A 16463-nucleotide genomic window follows, 5' to 3' on the forward strand; every position below is an offset into this window, starting at 1 on the left:
GACGACGCTCGCTGTAGCAGCGCAGCCACACTCTATAAGCGAGGCGTTTGCCAGCAAAAAAGCGCGCGACAGGGTAAGCCCGCCGCGCGCTATCCTATGCGGACTAGTTATTGTTGTTGGTCATCGAGGCCACTGCTGCCGCAAGATTGGAAATGGGCATCGTCTGCAACCAGATGCGACCGGGACCGGTGAGCACGGTGTTGAACACGCCCTCGCCACCAAACATGATGTTTTTGACGCCCTTGACCATTTGAGCGTCGATGCTCACGGTCTCCTCAAAGCCGGCCACGTTGCCGGTATCCACAATCATCTGCTGGCCAGCAGCGAGCTCGTACTCAACCAGGTCGCCGTCGATCTCGGCAAAAGCAACACCCGAGCCCGTGAGCTTCTGCATGATAAAGCCCTCGCCGCCAAAGACGCCGGCCTTTGCCTTCTTGTTAAAGTGAATGCTCAACTCGACGCCACTTTCCGCGGCAAGGAACGAACGCTTCTGCAAAATCCAGCTCTTGCCCGGACCGATCTCGATTGGCACGATGCGGCCGGGGAAGCAGGAGCCAAACGCGATCATGCCATCGCCACGCGCGGTCCAAATGTTTTGGAACAATGCCTCACCCGAAAAAGCCTTGGAGAACATCTTGCCGATGCCACCGCCCGAGGTAGACATTTCCATGTTGGGGGTCATCCAAGCCATGGCGCCGCTTTCGGTGATCATGGATTCGCCATCGCTAAGGTTGCACGTAACAACCGGGAAAGCCCCTCCGCCGATCTCGTACTGCATGACCGTCTCCTTTCCACTCAGGAGCCGAATAACGATGCCTATATTTTAGCAGGTAGAGATGCATATGTTCACACCGCCCATGCCCTCTCCTGCGGACGTTTCCCCAGATAAAACCTGCCAAAATAAACCTGTTCCTTTTTGGCAGGTTTTAAAGGCAAACGGTGAAGGTGATCTGGTTGCCGTGACCGGATACGGTGGCGGCGCCTCCATGGGCCTCGGCGATGGCACGCACCACGGACAGGCCCACGCCCGAGCCACCCGTCTTGGAGCTGCGCGACGCATCCGCACGATAGAAGCGATCGAACAATCGGTCCAGGTCGCCCTCGGGCAGCTCGTCCACGGCGTTCGATACGACAAGCTCGGCGGCGCCCTTGCCTTTGCCGTGCGAAACGGCGCACAGGCTCAGCTCAATCACGCTGCCCTCGCTCGCATAGCGCGTGGCGTTGTCCAGTAGCAACTCAACCACCTGCGCCACCGCCGCGGCATCGGCATGGGTCCGCACGCCGGTCGCAATCGACGTCGACAGGCGTTTACCGCCTGAGACCGCCACCGACTTAAACGGCGCCGCCGTCTTGTTCACCGCCTCCGAAAGATCGATCGACGCCATGGTAAAGCCCGCCGAGCCCTCGTCCATGCGTGCCAAGAACACCAAGCGCTCCGTGAGCGCCGATAATAGCGCACCCGCACTCGCCTTAGTGCTGCCTTAGCAGGTCGATGAGCATATTTAAAAAAGCAAGGTTATAGCTTAGTCGGACTTAAGGAACGGGCGGCTTCACATCTCGCCCTGCAAACAACGCCCGTACAGCGAGCGCGCTTGCCGCATGGGCGTTGCGGCCGCCTGCAGCTTATAGATAGGCACCCTCGAGGCGCAGCAGCCACTCCTTGCGATCCAGTCCACCGGCGTATCCGTTGAGCGATCCGTCGGCCGCGACCACGCGATGGCACGGCACGATAATCGAAATAGGGTTGCGAGCGACCGCAGCCCCCACCGCGCGAGGAGATACAACGGGCGCTTCATTTCCCGGCACACGATGTCGAGCCGCAACACGCTGGGCGATCTCGCCATACGTAGCGACCTCGCCACGCGGGATCGAAAGCAGCTCAAACCAAACCTCACGCTGAAACGCCGTGCCGATCATATGCAACGGCGGCGTAAACCGAGGTTCCTGCCCTGCAAAATAAGCATTCAGCCAAGCCCAGGAACGCTCAAGCACCGAAGAGGCCGCACCATTTGCCGGACTCACCGACGACATGCCACCAGTACCGGAAACCGCATCGACGCCTTCAACATGTTCGGAGTCTTCACGGAGAAGCGTGGAGCCAAAGTGCTCCTGCCCCTCAAACCAAAGCCCCGTCAGACCGCGGCCATCAGCGGCAAGCAGGATTTCGCCCAAAGGCGAAGCAAACGTCGTCGTGACCACCAGCGGCTCCCTTCAAAGCTCCGCAACATAATACCGCGAATTGTACAGACAACCCCGCAGATACGTCTGGGCGGGCTCGCAATTACTTAAGCGAGACTGTTTTCCCTAATCAAGCGAAAAAGACGCGGGGCTTCGACGCCAGGGCGGTACCCCCGCCAGCTGAGCTCTAATACTTTTCCCGAGAAGTGAACGAGTAAAAACGAAGTCCCGGAGCATCCACACCTTTAGACCGCAAAACCGCAGGATTCGCGCTGCAAAACCGCAGGAAATAGCGGTCAAAATATGCCAATGCTTCGGGGGTCCAAATAAGGTCCTTCACTTCTCGGGAAAGTATTAGACCTCAATTCGCACCAAGCCCAAAGTCACCCCAAGCAGCAGGCGCGAAGCGCCGCCGCTGCCGCCACGGCCCCGCAGTAGACCCAGGCGGCAGGCGCGAAGCGCCGAGGCCGCCGCCGGGACTAGGCCCCGCAACAACCACGTGCTCCCATATCAGCCCAGCGGCCCCAACCAACAACGGCCCCATCGCAAGCCGCTCGCAGCAACGTCACCGCAAGCGGGGGCCGGGCTTAGTTTTCAGAACACTCCGCAGACCAGTGTGGCGCCTTGTCCGCGGCTCCGAAGGAGCAGGACAAGGCGCCACACATGGTCGAGGACGTTCTGAAAACTAAACCCGGCCCCCGCCGGACAGGTCAACCTACTCGCAGAGCAGCTTAGCGATCTGGACAGCGTTGGTTGCCGCGCCCTTACGGATTTGGTCGCCGCAGCACCAGAAGGTAATGCCACGTGCGGCCTCGGGGTTCGAGATATCACGGCGCACGCGACCGACCCAAATCAGGTCCTGGTCGGAGGTGTCCATCGGCATGGGGAAGCGGTCGTGCGCATCCTCGGCACTCATGTCGTCAACCAGCTTGACGCCCGGAGCGGCGGCCAGCGCAGCACGGGCCTCCTCAACCGTAATGTCGCGCTCGAACTCGAGCGTAATGCTCTCGGAGTGCGAGCGCAGCACGGGCACGCGCACGCAGGTGCAGTTCACGCGCAGCTCGGGCAGGTGCATGATCTTGCGGCCCTCGTTTTGCAGCTTCATCTCCTCGGAGGTAAAGCCCTCCTCCTTGACGCCGCCAATCTGCGGAATCAGGTTGCTCGCCAGCTGGGCGGCAAAGGCGCGCGGCTCGGGAATCTCCTCACCACGGCCCAGAGCGGCCAGCTGAGCCTCGAGCTCGGCCATACCGGGAGTGCCAGCACCCGAAGCTGCCTGATACGTGGACACGATCATGCGCTTCACGCCGGCGAGCTGATGTAGCGGCCACGTGGGAACCAGGCCGATGATAGTCGCGCAGTTGGGGTTGGCGATCAAGCCGTGGTGCCACTTAATGTCATCGGCGTTAATCTCGGGCACGACCAGCGGCACCTCGGGATCCAGACGGAAGGCATGGCTGTTGTCGACCACGACGGCGCCGCGCTTGACGGCCTCGGGCAGCAGTTCCTTGGCGATATCGTCGCCGGCAGCGCCGAGTACGATGTCGCAGCCCTCAAAAGCCTCGGGGCAAGCCTCCTCAATCACAACCTGCTCGCCGCGGAACTCGACGGTCTTGCCCGCAGAGCGCGCGCTCGCCAGCAGCTTGAGCTTGCCAACCGGAAACTCCTGCTCGTTGAGGCACTCGAGCATCTGGGTGCCAACAGCTCCCGTCGCGCCCAAAATAGCAACCGTGTACTGTTTCATGCTTCCCCCTTTTAAGGTTGTGGCTTTTGCCCGCACGCCGAGCAGGCTGAATAGTCTTGCCCAGTTTATACAAAAACGGGACGGATATGAAACCCGCCCCGTCGAAACGAAACCGAAACGAAACGCCCCACGGTAGATTTTTGAGACATGACCCAAAAACCTACCGAGCAGTCACTACTTTTTGAGCGCGGCCGGGACGGGATCGACCGGCGCGGGAGCCTCCAGGTCGGAGACCTTCACAATGCCGTTCTCATCGGAGAAGGCGCGGTAAATGGTCCGAATCGCCAGGTCGAAGTCCTTCTCCTCGACACCGATAATGATGTTGATCTCGTCACAGCTCTGCGAAATCATACGCACGCTCACGCCGGCCTGGCCAAGCATGCCAAACAGGTGGCCCGAGATACCTGCGCGGCCGCGCAGGTTACGGCCGACGGTCGCGATGAGCGCCAAGCCTTCAACGACCTCGATCTCGAGCGGCTCGACCTCCTGCTGAATGTCGCCCACGAGCGAGTACAGCGAGTCGTGCACGTCCTGCTCCTGCACCACGGCGCCAAAGCGGTCGACACCGGTGGGCATGTGCTCGACGGAAACGTCATAGCGCTCGAAGACCGAAAGCGCGCGGCGCATAAAGCCGACACGCGGCTTGGTGCGGTCGCGGGCAACGTTGATGGCGACAAAGCCGCGCTTGCCGGTCACGCCGGTAATGATGGGCTCCGCCTCGCCCTCATCAGCCGTCTCGCTAATGATGGTGCCGGGGTCCTGCGGCGCATTGGTGTTCTTGATGACCAGCGGAATACCAGCCTCGCGCACGGGGAACACAGCTTCCTCGTGCAGGACGCTTGCGCCCATGTACGAAAGCTCGCGCAGCTCCTCGTAGGTAACGCGCGCAATGGGCTGAGCCTCGGGCACAATACGCGGATCGGCAGAATAGAAGCCCGAAACGTCGGTCCAGTTCTCGTACAGGTCGGCGCCCAGGCACTTGGCCAGGATCGAGCCCGAGATATCGCCGCCGCCACGATCGAGCAGCTTGATCTGGCCCTCACGCGTCGCGCCATAGAAACCGGGCATAACGAAGCCGCCCTGCTGACCGTACTCTTGCACCAGCTCGGAGGTGCGATTCATGCTGAGCGTACCGTCGTGATGGAACGCCACGACCGTCGCGGCGTCCAGGAACGGTAGGCCCAGGTACTCAGCCATCAGGCGAGCGGTAAAGTACTCGCCGCGGCTTACGAGCTCCTCAGTAGAGTAGCCACCGGAGCGAGCACGCTCGGCAAAGGCCGCAAACTCCTCACGGATGGGATAGGTGAGCTCCAGCTCGTCAGCGATATCAAAATAGCGCTGGCCAATGTCCTCGAGCAGTTCCTCGCACGACACGTGGTACTTAACGTGCGCGTTAACCAGGTAGAGCAGGTCGGTCACCTTGGTGTCGCCCTTAAAGCGGCGACCGCAGGCGGAAACCACCACAAAACGGCGAGCCGGGTCGGCATCGACGATGGCCTTGATTTTCTTAAAGTGTTCGGCGTCGGCGACCGACGAGCCGCCAAACTTGGCAATCTTAATCATGGGCTGGAGGTTACCTTTCTAAAAAGCCTCTGCGAACCTATTTTGCGCGCTCTGATACCATGGGTTCACCGATTGGGACCAAGGTATCCGAGGAGCACTGTTATATGGGAACTTATCATAGTACACGAGGACGCACTTTATCATGCTCAAGTAAGGTGGCAATCCGCACCGGCATAGCTCCCGACGGGGGTTTGTTTGTCTCGGACGAGCTTGGCACCCAGCAGGTCGATATCAGCTCGCTTGCAGATAAATCGTACTTTGAAATCGCTCAAAATGTGTTGGGAATGTTACTGAACGATTACACGGACGAAGAAATTTCGGCGTGTGTCGACGAGGCATATCGTGGCACGTTCGCAAGTGAAGAGGTCACACCGCTCGTCAAACTCGATACAGCGCCGGGCACCGACGTCCCTCAAACCTATGTGATGGAGCTCTTTGGCGGCCCCACGAGCGCCTTTAAGGACGTCGCCCTGCAGATGCTCCCCCGCCTCATGGCCCGCACCTCCGCCAAGGACGGCGGCGCCGAGCGCATCATGATCGTCACCGCCACGTCGGGCGACACCGGCAAGGCCGCACTCGCCGGCTTTGCCGACGCCCCGGGCACGGGCATTACCGTCTTTTATCCCGAGGGCAAGGTCAGCCGCGTCCAGAACCTGCAGATGTCCACACAGGAGGGCGAAAACGTCGCCGTCTGCGGTATCCGCGGCAACTTTGACGACGCCCAGAGCGCCGTCAAGCGTATCTTTGCCGATAAGGAACTGGCCGAGCGCCTGAAGGCCGCCGGCACCGTGCTTTCGAGCGCCAACTCCATCAACGTCGGCCGCTTGGTGCCGCAGGTCGTCTACTACTTTGCCGCCTATGCGCAACTGCTACGCGCCGGCGCTATCGAGGCTGGCGACGCCGTAGAGTTCTGCGTGCCCACCGGCAACTTTGGCGATATCTTGGCCGGCTACTACGCCAAGCGCATGGGTCTGCCCGTCGCCAAGCTCGTCGTGGCGAGCGACAAGAACAACGTGCTTGCCGACTTCCTGACCACCGGCGTCTACGATCGCAACCGTCCGTTCTTCACGACCATCTCGCCGTCGATGGACATCCTCATCAGCTCTAACCTGGAGCGCATGCTGTACTTCCTGTCCAATGGCGACTGCGAGCTTGTTGCCGGCCTTATGGAGCAGCTGGCACAGACCGGCCGCTACGAGGTGACCGCCGAGCTGCTGGCCAAGATCCAGAGCGTGTTTGGCTGCGGCTGGGCCACCGAGGACGAGGTCCGCGCTGCCATCAAGAGCTGCTGGGGTGCGAACGGCTACATAATCGACCCGCACACCGCTTGCGGCTATCACGTCTTTGAGCAGGTCGCCCCCGCCGAGGGCGCCAAGGCCCGCGTGCTGCTTTCGACCGCCAGCCCCTACAAGTTCCCGCGCGCCTGCTGCGACGCTCTGGGCCTCAACGTTCCCGAGGATGATTTTGAGGCTATGCGTGTACTCGAGCAGGCCACCAACACGGTCGCCCCGACCCAGCTCGCCGAGCTCGAGTCCAAACCCGTCCGTTTCGAAGACGTCTGCGACGTAGCCGATATGGCCAACTACGTAGAGTCTGCAGCAAAAAAGATGACTTCCAACTAAAACCCCTTATTAAGCGCCGGCGAAAGCCGGCGCACCTTCTTTCATCAGATAACCCTCGGGATGATGGCGAACTGACATGCGGGTCTGCCTGTTTAGTTCGTCGCGAGTTCCGCACGAGCCGGAAAGCACTTAATGTGCTTTCCGAGCGAGCCAGGACTGCCCGAGCAGCGAACTAAACAGGCAGACCGCCCAGGAGATTCCCATGATCAAGATCACCGTCCCAGCAACAAGCGCCAACTTGGGCATTGGCTACGATACCCTCGGCATGGCCGTCAGCCTCTACTCGCACTTCACCTTCGAGCGCGCCGACAAGCTCACCATCACGGGCTGCCCCGAGGAGTTCCAAAACGAGAGCAACCTAGTCTACGTGAGCTTTGTGGATGCGCTGGCCGCATGGGGCGAGCCGGCCTTCCCCGTCGCCATCGACATTCAGACTGACGTTCCCGTCGCTCGTGGCCTGGGTTCCAGCTCCACCTGCGTTGTCGCTGGTATCATGGCCGCCGCCGCTTTAACGGGCCACACCGTCGACCGCGCCGAGCTCGTCCGCATTGCCACCGAGGTCGAGGGCCACCCCGATAACGTCGCCCCCGCTATCCTAGGCGGCGCCGTCTGCTCCTTTACGCCGACCGACTCGCTCCCCCAGTGCCTTCGCTACGAGGTGAGCGATCGCTTGCGTTTTATTACCGTGATTCCGCCCTACGAAGTACACACGAGTGAGGCGCGCAAGGTCGTGCCGCAGGAGATCCCGCTCTCCACCGCCGTGTGGCAGATGGGCCGCATCGCCGGCATGACGCGCGGTTTGGAGACTGGTGACCTGGACCTGATTGCCGCCGCTAATGACGACCGCATCCAGGAGCCCTATCGTCGCCGCCTGATTCCCGACTACAACGCTGTGCGCGACACCTGCCTTAACGGCGGCGCCAAGACCATCTGGATCAGTGGCTCCGGCTCGACCCTCATGGCCGTAACTGATGACACCATCGTGGCAAAGTTCCTGCAGGTCAAGCTGCGTGAGCAGTTCCCCAAGTGTGACACGCATATTCTGACGTGCGACACCGAGGGCGCTCAAATCGAGTACCTGTAGACATCGCCGATCGGTCTGTCCGGGCCACCCGGGGGCATCCCCTTAAAAACGTCCTCGCACTTGAGGCCCGCTTATCCTGCTCCTTCGGAGCATCGGATAGGCGGGCCTCGTGCTGCGGAATGTTTTTAAGGGGATGCCCCTGGGTGGCCCTATGGTAACGTGACTAGCGATGTCTACAGGGACCCACGCTTTGAAGGGGCGCCGGGCTGAAATTATGGCCTTTTATTGGTAGGGGCTCTTGCTAGGCTGGAGCCCTTACTAGAGGCAGGCCTCGGCGATGCGGCGTTTGAGTTCGTCGATGCCGGTGCCGGTTTGGGAGCTTGTGATGATTACGTTCTCGGCCGGGACGTTGAGCTGCTTTTTGATGGCTGCTGACTGGCGGGCCTGCTGGGTGCGGCTGAGCTTGTCGGCTTTGGTGAGGCAGACGATAAAGTTGAACTCGTTGCCTTGCAGGTAGTCGATCATGTCATGATCGAGCTTGCTGGGGTCGTGACGAATGTCAACCAGTGATACAACCAGGTTAAAGCTGCGCTCGGAGTCAAAGAAGTCGCCGATAAGCTCGGCCCAGCGATCGCGCTCAGCTTTGGAGCGACGGGCGAAACCGTAACCCGGCAGGTCGACAAAATGCACGTCATCGGCCTCAAAGAAGTTGATGTTGCTCGTTTTGCCCGGCGTACTCGAAACCTTGACCAGGTTCTTGCGGCCAAAAAGCTTGTTCATAATCGACGACTTGCCCACGTTGGAGCGGCCGACAAAGCTCACCTCGGGGCAGGTGGACTCGGGAATCTGCGAAACCTTGCCATAGCTGGCGACGAACTTGGCAAGCTGATAGTTAATGGAATCGGCCATGGACACTCCTTGGTCGTAGGTTTTTACAAAACGGGCGCGCTATTGCGCGGCGGCAATACGACGAACGATGTCAAGCGTGATGCCGCTCGCGGTGCGAGCGTACTCATCCAGATCGAACTCGCGCTCACAAAACGCGTCATATGCCTCGTCACAATTATCGCTGATAGCGCGCAGCACCAGGCAATCGACACCATTCTTGGCCGCGATGTGCGCAATTGCCGCGCCCTCCATCTCGACGCAATCGGCATGCGTGGCCTCAATCGCAGCGTTACGCATGGCGTCACCCGTAACAAAGCGGTCACCCGTGGCGATAGTGCCACACAGGAACTGCTTGGGGTCCTTCTCCGCAGAAGTCTCCTCCGTCGAGGCATCCACAAATCCATGCTCGGCAAGCACGGCGGCAGCAACATCAACCAACGCCGGCGTCGAGACAAACTCCTCGAGCCCCGGCGCCGACTCGGCAATGAGTGCCGTGTCAGTATCCAGATAGCGCAGGCACTTGCCAATAATCACGTCGTTAATATGGAGCTTAGGGTTTAGGCCGCCCGCGATACCCGAAAACACAACTGCCCGCGGGGCGTATTTGCTGATGAGATGCTGCGTTGCGGCGGCGGCATTCACGGTGCCCATGCCAGCGGTCGTGGCGACTACTGTCAGACCGTCAAGCTCGCCGCTTACAACGGTCAAGCCCGCCTCTTGCGACACATGAGCGCCGTTCAGTTCTTCTTTAATCTGCGTAACCTCTTTTTCGAGTGCGCCTATGATCGCGATGGTTGCCATGCCATCCCCCCAAATTCGTGCAAATTGCTTATCCACGGTATGGTACCAGCATTTTGGTTCTTTCACTTTTTACGAAGTCGCTAGGCCAACGAGGACCGCACATCATAGAGCGCCTTTGCAATCGCAGCCGTAACCTCGCTCGAGCGATCGCTCCACGGCATCGACGTCATGACGCTCATAACATAGCTATGGCCGTCGACGTCGATCAGTCCGGCATCGCATGTCGAATAGCAACCGTCCTCGCTGATCCAACCCGCCTTGTTGCGCACCAAGACCTGATCGTCCGCAATGCCATCGCGAATAAACGATCGGGTCGTAGAGGTCAGAAGGCCCGACAGCCATTGCGACGTCTCGGTGTCACAGCTCAAATACTCACTCATCTCGCACCACAACTTGGCCGAGGTGCGCGGGCAGTAGGTCGGAAAATCACTCATCGGATCCAGTGCCGTTTCGTTATCAACACCCAGGTTGGCAATCCAATCCTCATAGCCATCATGGTCAAACGCCGCGCGTAACGCGATAAACGAATCGTTGTCCGAGTTGACGACGGCATTCTCGATAAGGTCGCGTACCGTCTGCCAGCCCATGCTGTAACCACCATACGTGGCTAAAGCCCAATCGAGCGACACCTGCCCCGATTCGACCAACGTCTCGCAAATATAGAGCGCATACAGCGCCTTGTAACTGCTCGCTCCATACACCGCGACATCGGCGTTATACGTCACGCCCCTACCGCTCGATAGGTCGTAGAACACTACGCCTACGTCGCCCAGCTCCTGCGCCCGACTCAGGGCATCCTGGAGCGAGGTAAGGCTCTGATCCTCCAAGGTAGGAGTCTTGTTATCCACCAACGAGAAGGTTTGAACGGTATCACCCGAAGGGATATCGTTGAAGTCCGCCTTCGAAAGTCTCGTCTTGAGATCTGCCGTCGACAGAGCTTGATCTGCCGACGCTTTGGACTTTGAAACCTTCTCGTTTTGCAGCTGTACCGTTGACGCATCTGAGCGCACCGTTCGCTCCAAGGCGTGGGTTTTAACGGCAATTCCGAGGATAAAAACCGCTAACGCTAGCATTCCTATGGCGGCAATCTTCGCCCCGCGAAAGCGAGCGTCGGCAAGGCCGCGCGAAGACATGCCCTTCGTCTCATATCTGCTGCCATGCTGCGGCACATACTCGTCCCGCGATTTGCCCTTTCGCACGTGGTCTCCTGATTGTGCCCGTTCATATACGAGCAGCATAATACTGAGCAGCCATTTCTTTCCCAAATTGTTTGACACCGTTTAAGGCGTCTTTAAAGAAACCACAGGCGTATTTATCCAAATGGCACGATTCTGTTGCGCATCTCTGCCCAAAACGCAGTTGCGGTGAAATAGTTCCTGTTTGGACGGCATAGGCCGATACACAAGAACTATTCCACCGCAACTTGACGGGGCTCTTTAGCGATCAACTATGTGCCCGGGGCACTCATTTAAGTCTGTCCCCAATGAGTGCTGCTAGCCGATGGCGTTTTTGAGTTCCGCACGGCGCTTTTTCATGCCGGCCATGACGGCGTTGCGCAGCTCGGGCATGCGCGCGGTATCCATCTGGGGCACGCCCTCGAGCTTATAGGGAATACCCAGTTGCTCGTACTTGACGACACCCATCGTGTGATACGGCAGCATTTCCAGGCCCACCACGTTGTGCCATGGAGCGATCAGGCGACCGAGCTTCTCGCATTCCTCCGCCGTGTCGGTGATACCCGGCACCACCACATGGCGAATAACAACCTTAATCTTGCGACGGGCAAGCTCATCGCCAAACGCCAGGATGCGCGCAGGATCGCAACCGGTCAGCTTTTTATGCTCAACCGGATCGGCATGCTTGATGTCGAGCAGCACCATATCGGTCTCGTTGAGAACAGCATCGAACTTCTCCGGATGCTTGGGATCAAATGCATAGCCACAGCTGTCTAGGCAGGTGTGTACGCGGCCATCGGGGTTGTTGTGCATCACACGGAACAGGTCGGCCAAAAACTCGGGCTGCAGGAGCGGTTCGCCGCCCGAAACGGTAATGCCGCCGCTACGGTAGAACTCATGGTTGCTCTGGAACTCGTCCATGAGATGCTCGACGGTCACCATCGTGCCACCGTTAACAGACCAGGTATCGGGATTGTGGCAATACGCGCAGCGCATGGGACAGCCCTGAACAAACACCACAAAGCGGATGCCGGGACCGTCGACCGTACCCATCGTCTCAATCGAATGCACGCGGCCCAGGGCAAACGCAGAGTCCTCGGGACGAGCGTCCACACCCTCGAGCGTCATCTCAGCCATTCCCGCTACCTTGCCTCTCATTGGTTTTAGTTACATAAATGTCAGAGCCATTCTAGCCCATACGCATGATGGCAAAACGGTTTAGGGGTCAATTAGGTCGTCCTATTTTACTTCACGCAAAAGCGGCGGGAAGGTTGTCACAACCCGCCCGTCGCCGAGGCAATAGAAATCGATAGACGCCAGGCCTTACGCCTTAAGCGTGAGCACCGCACCGAAGGCGGTCGGGCCGCAATGGCTCGAGATGACACCGCCAACCTGAGTCCAGGTAATATCCTTAAAGCCCAGGTCATGCGCATAGCCCTCCATGTCGTCGCGCAGCTCCTGGGAAAGGCCCACCGAATACGCCAGGCCAATGTGCGAGTAGTCGATCTCGCCCTTGGCAACCATGTGGTCAATAAAGGCGCGGGCGCACTTGAGCATAGAGCCGCGGAACTTCTTAGTCGCCACGAACTTGCCGCCCGTCACCTCAATGCAGGGCTTAATCTTGAGCAGATGGGCGCCTAGGAACGCGACGTTGGACAAGCGACCGCCCGCCTTAAGGAAGGCAAGGTCCGTAGGAACAAAGCCCAACAGCACGCGGTCCATGACGGAGTTCGTAAATGCAAAGATCTCGTCGACGGTGGCATCGGGGTGAGCCTCGATGTATTTGGCGGTCTCGACGACAACGAGCGACTGGCCCACCGAGACAAAGCGCGTGTCCATGGAGAACACGTAGTCGCGCCCCTGGGCCGCAATCTTTGAGGACTGATGCGAGCAGGTCGTGGCCTCGGAATACGCGAGATGCAGAATAGTCGCGTCGGGCTGCTCGGCGTGAATGCGGTCGTACACACGGGAGAAATCTGCCGGTGCGCAGCCACTGGTCTTGGGCATCACGCCAAACTCGTTGCAGCGCGAATAAATCTCGAGCGGATCGATCGAGCCGTCCTCGACGGTCTCGTCACCAATCGTGACATGCATGGGCACGCGCACGATGCCGTAGCGTTCGCAGAGCTCTGGCGTCACATCCGAACCAGATTCAACCACGATTACGTACTTGCCCATTCTTATCACGACCCATCTCGACATTGGTTTTTCAATACATGGCACGCGCCGCCGCACTGTTGCACAACGGCGTCCAAGCGCCAAAGAGACGCCGTCCCTTGCACATAACAAAGGACAGCGTCTCCCTGGAAAACTCCGTGCTTGGCTGAGATTTTACACGGTTTATAAATGAGTGTTACTTATCCCGCAAACGGTAGCTATACGCGATAAACGGTAGTTCGCTGCGGCAACTGCAACACATTCCGCCCAGCAAGTCCAATCGTGCCTCACGCATGGTTAATGCGCGAGGCGGTAGAAATCCATCGACGCCGCACTCTCGGCATGCAACCCCATCGCCGGAACCGCCGGCGAATAGGTACGGCTCGTAAGTGCCGCCTCGCCGCCATTTGCAAAAATCTCGACCATCGTAGTGTCCGAAAGCACGCGCAGGTCGCGAAGCTCGCTGAGCTCGATCGACCTCTGGTCGCGCCCATAGCCTTCGTCACCCATGTCGAGGGTAAGCATCCCGTCTGCATAGCGCACAAAGACACCCTTGCGGATTTCGAGCTCGACCATCTTGGCGCCCTCACAGGAAACCACAACATCAAACAGGCGGCCCGGCTCCTCAACGGTTTCACCGCCTGTCGCGCGAACGCAGTCGCCGCGCATCCTCTCAATCTCGTGCGCCGGCTGCTGGCAGAGCTTACCATCGCGCATGCTCAGCTCTCGCGGCACCGTCAACGCGCACTGCCACCCGCGCGCCACCGTCGGGTTTTCTGCCGTCGCGTCGGGGCAACCCGACCATCCGATCATCAAACGCCGGCCTGCAGCATCCTCAAAGGACTGCGGAGCATAGAAATCAAAACCGGCATCGACCATCGGGGGCATGCCCTGCCCGACGATTTTAAAGCTCGGCGCCTCCCAATCGGCCTCGATGGAGAACCACACGCACTGATGCGGATTGCGGTAACGCCATCCATCGGCAGGCACACCCTGCGGACAGCAAACGAGAATAAGCTCACCATCGAGCTCGAACAGATCGGGGCACTCCCACATAAAGCCAAACTTCTCGCCCAGCTCAATACGCGTCGCATAGTTCCAGTCCTCTAGATCGCGCGAGGTATAGACAAGCACGCAGCCGCGATCGTCTTTCGTACGAGCGCCCAGAACCATGTAGTAGATACCGTCGTGCTCAAGGATCTTGGGGTCGCGCACGTGCGTACCGATATCGTCGGGGTAATCGACCGGTCCAACAGCTATGCACTTCTCGCCCAATTCGTCGGGATTCTCGGCAACCATATGAATCTGGTTTTGCTCACGACCCGTCAACACGTAGTCGTAATCATCGCGGTCAAAATGCTTGACGTTGCCGGTATAGAAGTAGTGAATCTTGCCATCGCGTACAAAGGCAGAACCAGAATACGCTCCGTTCGAATCCAAATCGGAATCGGGGAACAGCACGGAGCCATGATTCTCGTACGTCACAAAATCCTTTGTCGTCAGATGGTTCCAAAGCACTGGACCGCCATGCGCAGCATCGAACGGATCGTATTGATGATAGATGTGATACGTATCACCAATCTGAACCAAACCGTTGGGGTCGTTGAGCCAGCCAAGCTCAGGCTCCACATGGAACAGGAGCCTATCGGGGTCGGACGCGATGCGACCAGCCGTCTCATCCTGTCCGGCACGCCACTGCTCATAGTCCGCGCGTGTCACCTTATTTTTTTGATTAAACATCGCCATTGACTTTCTCGTCTATAGGGAAGGACGCTCGACTCGCACGAGCCGAGCGCCCTTCCTCAAATGGACTTATCCGCACATTACGCTGAACGGCTCAACTAGAAGCTGACATCGAAGCCAGCACCAGCGCCCTCTTCATCGGTGGTCGGAACGCCCTTTGCCTTGTTGTAGGCAAAGATCAAGACGATCGGCACGATAAAGGCGATGAGATTACCAGCCACATACCACACGAGAGTCTCGGGCGTAACGATGAGCAGGCCAAGCACACCGGTCAGACCCTGACCGATGGCGCGCACCTCAAAGAACTTCACGAAGGCACCGCCGCAGCCTGCACCGATGCATGCGCAGATGAACGGAATGATCGAATAGCGCATGTTTGCAGCGAAGATAGCGGGCTCGGAGATACCGACCAGCGTCGGAATAAAGGACGACATGCAGATGTTGCGCTCTTTGGAGTGCTTCTTGTGAATGAGGTACATGCCGATGGCGCCGCCGCCCTGGGCGATGATGGAGACCGACCAGATGGCCTGGATGTAGTTGAAGCCAGTCGTGGCAACGAGGTTTGCCTCGATACCCTGGATGAACTGATGCGTACCGGTAACGACGAGCGGCTGCAGGAACGCGGCGAAGACAAAGGCACCAAAGACGCCCATCCTGTTGTACAGGACATCGATTACGCCAGCGAGGACGTCGCCGATCAGGTTGCCGAGCGGGCCGAACACGGTGAACAGGGCAACGTTAGCAAGAATCAGGGTAACGGTCGGGACAAAGACAAACGAGACGACCTCGGGGATGTACTTCTGGGCAATCTTTTCGACCTTGGCCATAAACCAGGCAGTCAGGATTGCAGGGAACACGCCGCCCTGGAAAGCAACCATGGGGATGGAGAGCGGACCGAAGTTCCAGTACTCAGCACCCGTCGGGTCCATAACGAACGTGTTACGGTTCATAAGACTCGGGTGAACCATGACGATACCGACGAGGATGCCCAGGATCGGGTTGCCGCCAAAACGCTTGACCGCGCTATACATAACCAGGACAGGCAGGTAGTCAAAGGTGGTGGCGATAATGGCAAAGAAGCTTGCGAGGTTCTTGAGGAACTCGCTGTGATCGGCGAGGCTGCCCTCCATGCCGAAGAGGCCGTTGGCAACGATCAGCGACTTAAGGCCGATGATGATTGCAGCGCCGACGAAGGCGGGAATGATGGGGATAAAGATGTCCGAGAATACCTTGAGGACCGAGAAGAACTTGCCCTTCTTGTCCGCCTCGGCGCCCTTGACCTCGGAAGCGCTGATCTCCTTAACGCCCGTCAGAGCCATAAACTTATCGTAAACCTTGTTGACGGTACCGGTACCGAAGATGATCATGAGCTGGCCGCTGTTGTACAGCACGCCCTTGACGCCATCGATGTTCTCGAGCTCGGCCTTGTTGTATTTGCTCGTATCCTTGAGCACCAGACGCAGACGGGTCACGCAATGCGTGGCGCCCTCGATGTTCTCCAGTCCGCCGACGTTGTCGACGACTTGCTGGGACACTGCCTTGTAGTCCATGTTCCTCTCCATTCCTTTTCT

14 protein-coding genes are annotated in these 16463 nt (G+C 58.8%); 2 read left to right on the forward strand and 12 right to left on the reverse strand.

Annotated features, from left to right (window positions below):
- Positions 1–103: 103 nt before the first annotated feature.
- From DW796_RS07485 to DW796_RS07505, 5 genes are all read right to left on the reverse strand, one after another.
- Complete coding sequence (locus tag DW796_RS07485) at positions 104–778, reverse strand: TIGR00266 family protein (protein WP_117629922.1); 675 nt, start codon at positions 776–778, stop codon at positions 104–106.
- A gap of 148 nt (positions 779–926) precedes the next feature.
- Positions 927–1427, reverse strand: a complete 501-nt coding sequence (locus DW796_RS07490; protein WP_117629921.1) for an ATP-binding protein — start codon at positions 1425–1427, stop codon at positions 927–929.
- 196 nt (positions 1428–1623) lie between these two features.
- The gene (locus DW796_RS07495; protein WP_233505710.1) at positions 1624–2199 is read right to left on the reverse strand and encodes a methylated-DNA--[protein]-cysteine S-methyltransferase; all 576 of its coding nucleotides are present in this window, start codon (positions 2197–2199) and stop codon (positions 1624–1626) included.
- A 694-nt stretch (positions 2200–2893) separates the two neighbouring features.
- Positions 2894–3919, reverse strand: a complete 1026-nt coding sequence (locus DW796_RS07500) for an aspartate-semialdehyde dehydrogenase (protein WP_117584158.1) — start codon at positions 3917–3919, stop codon at positions 2894–2896.
- A gap of 174 nt (positions 3920–4093) precedes the next feature.
- Entirely contained in the window at positions 4094–5482 is a 1389-nt protein-coding gene (locus DW796_RS07505) for an aspartate kinase (RefSeq protein ID WP_117584159.1), read from the reverse strand.
- Positions 5483–5586: 104 nt separating this feature from the next.
- Between DW796_RS07505 and thrC the strand changes: the two genes are divergently transcribed.
- Positions 5587–7104, forward strand: a complete 1518-nt coding sequence (gene thrC, locus DW796_RS07510; protein WP_117584160.1) for a threonine synthase — start codon at positions 5587–5589, stop codon at positions 7102–7104.
- A gap of 202 nt (positions 7105–7306) precedes the next feature.
- A complete protein-coding gene (gene thrB, locus DW796_RS07515) occupies positions 7307–8188 on the forward strand; it encodes a homoserine kinase (protein WP_117584161.1) in 882 nt (293 codons plus the stop codon).
- 258 nt (positions 8189–8446) lie between these two features.
- Here the strand turns inward: thrB and yihA are convergent, their stop codons facing one another.
- From yihA to DW796_RS07550, 7 genes are all read right to left on the reverse strand, one after another.
- Positions 8447–9037, reverse strand: coding sequence for a ribosome biogenesis GTP-binding protein YihA/YsxC (gene yihA / locus DW796_RS07520; RefSeq protein ID WP_117629919.1), 591 nt, complete (start codon positions 9035–9037; stop codon positions 8447–8449).
- A gap of 39 nt (positions 9038–9076) precedes the next feature.
- A complete protein-coding gene (mtnN, locus tag DW796_RS07525; protein ID WP_117583513.1) occupies positions 9077–9817 on the reverse strand; it encodes a 5'-methylthioadenosine/S-adenosylhomocysteine nucleosidase in 741 nt (246 codons plus the stop codon).
- An 80-nt stretch (positions 9818–9897) separates the two neighbouring features.
- Positions 9898–10827, reverse strand: coding sequence for a serine hydrolase (locus DW796_RS07530; protein WP_158551689.1), 930 nt, complete (start codon positions 10825–10827; stop codon positions 9898–9900).
- A 483-nt stretch (positions 10828–11310) separates the two neighbouring features.
- Positions 11311–12129, reverse strand: a complete 819-nt coding sequence (gene pflA, locus DW796_RS07535) for a pyruvate formate-lyase-activating protein (protein WP_117583515.1) — start codon at positions 12127–12129, stop codon at positions 11311–11313.
- Positions 12130–12315: 186 nt separating this feature from the next.
- Positions 12316–13170 (reverse strand): DegV family protein, encoded by an 855-nt coding sequence (locus tag DW796_RS07540; RefSeq protein WP_233539705.1) that lies wholly within the window; start codon positions 13168–13170, stop codon positions 12316–12318.
- 276 nt (positions 13171–13446) lie between these two features.
- Positions 13447–14895 carry a glycoside hydrolase family 32 protein gene (locus DW796_RS07545; RefSeq protein ID WP_117583517.1) on the reverse strand — a complete coding sequence of 483 codons (1449 nt, stop codon included), beginning with the start codon at positions 14893–14895 and terminating at the stop codon, positions 13447–13449.
- A 95-nt stretch (positions 14896–14990) separates the two neighbouring features.
- The gene (locus tag DW796_RS07550) at positions 14991–16442 is read right to left on the reverse strand and encodes a PTS transporter subunit EIIC (RefSeq protein ID WP_117583518.1); all 1452 of its coding nucleotides are present in this window, start codon (positions 16440–16442) and stop codon (positions 14991–14993) included.
- Between the last annotated feature and the right edge of the window lie 21 nt (positions 16443–16463).

Origin of the sequence: Collinsella sp. AM31-2AC (genome assembly GCF_003469285.1) — a bacterium.
In the GTDB taxonomy this organism is placed as follows: domain Bacteria; phylum Actinomycetota; class Coriobacteriia; order Coriobacteriales; family Coriobacteriaceae; genus Collinsella; species Collinsella aerofaciens_AT.

Bases quoted from the DNA above. Each gene is read 5' to 3' on its own strand.
- DW796_RS07540 (WP_233539705.1), bottom strand. From the start codon at position 13,170: ATGGGCAAGTACGTAATCGTGGTTGAATCTGGTTCGGATGTGACGCCA.
- DW796_RS07500 (WP_117584158.1), bottom strand. From the start codon at position 3,919: ATGAAACAGTACACGGTTGCTATTTTGGGCGCGACGGGAGCTGTTGGC.
- thrB (WP_117584161.1), top strand. From the start codon at position 7,307: ATGATCAAGATCACCGTCCCAGCAACAAGCGCCAACTTGGGCATTGGC.
- pflA (WP_117583515.1), bottom strand. From the start codon at position 12,129: ATGGCTGAGATGACGCTCGAGGGTGTGGACGCTCGTCCCGAGGACTCT.
- DW796_RS07550 (WP_117583518.1), bottom strand. From the start codon at position 16,442: ATGGACTACAAGGCAGTGTCCCAGCAAGTCGTCGACAACGTCGGCGGA.
- DW796_RS07505 (WP_117584159.1), bottom strand. From the start codon at position 5,482: ATGATTAAGATTGCCAAGTTTGGCGGCTCGTCGGTCGCCGACGCCGAA.
- DW796_RS07485 (WP_117629922.1), bottom strand. From the start codon at position 778: ATGCAGTACGAGATCGGCGGAGGGGCTTTCCCGGTTGTTACGTGCAAC.
- DW796_RS07545 (WP_117583517.1), bottom strand. From the start codon at position 14,895: ATGGCGATGTTTAATCAAAAAAATAAGGTGACACGCGCGGACTATGAG.
- yihA (WP_117629919.1), bottom strand. From the start codon at position 9,037: ATGGCCGATTCCATTAACTATCAGCTTGCCAAGTTCGTCGCCAGCTAT.
- thrC (WP_117584160.1), top strand. From the start codon at position 5,587: ATGGGAACTTATCATAGTACACGAGGACGCACTTTATCATGCTCAAGT.
- mtnN (WP_117583513.1), bottom strand. From the start codon at position 9,817: ATGGCAACCATCGCGATCATAGGCGCACTCGAAAAAGAGGTTACGCAG.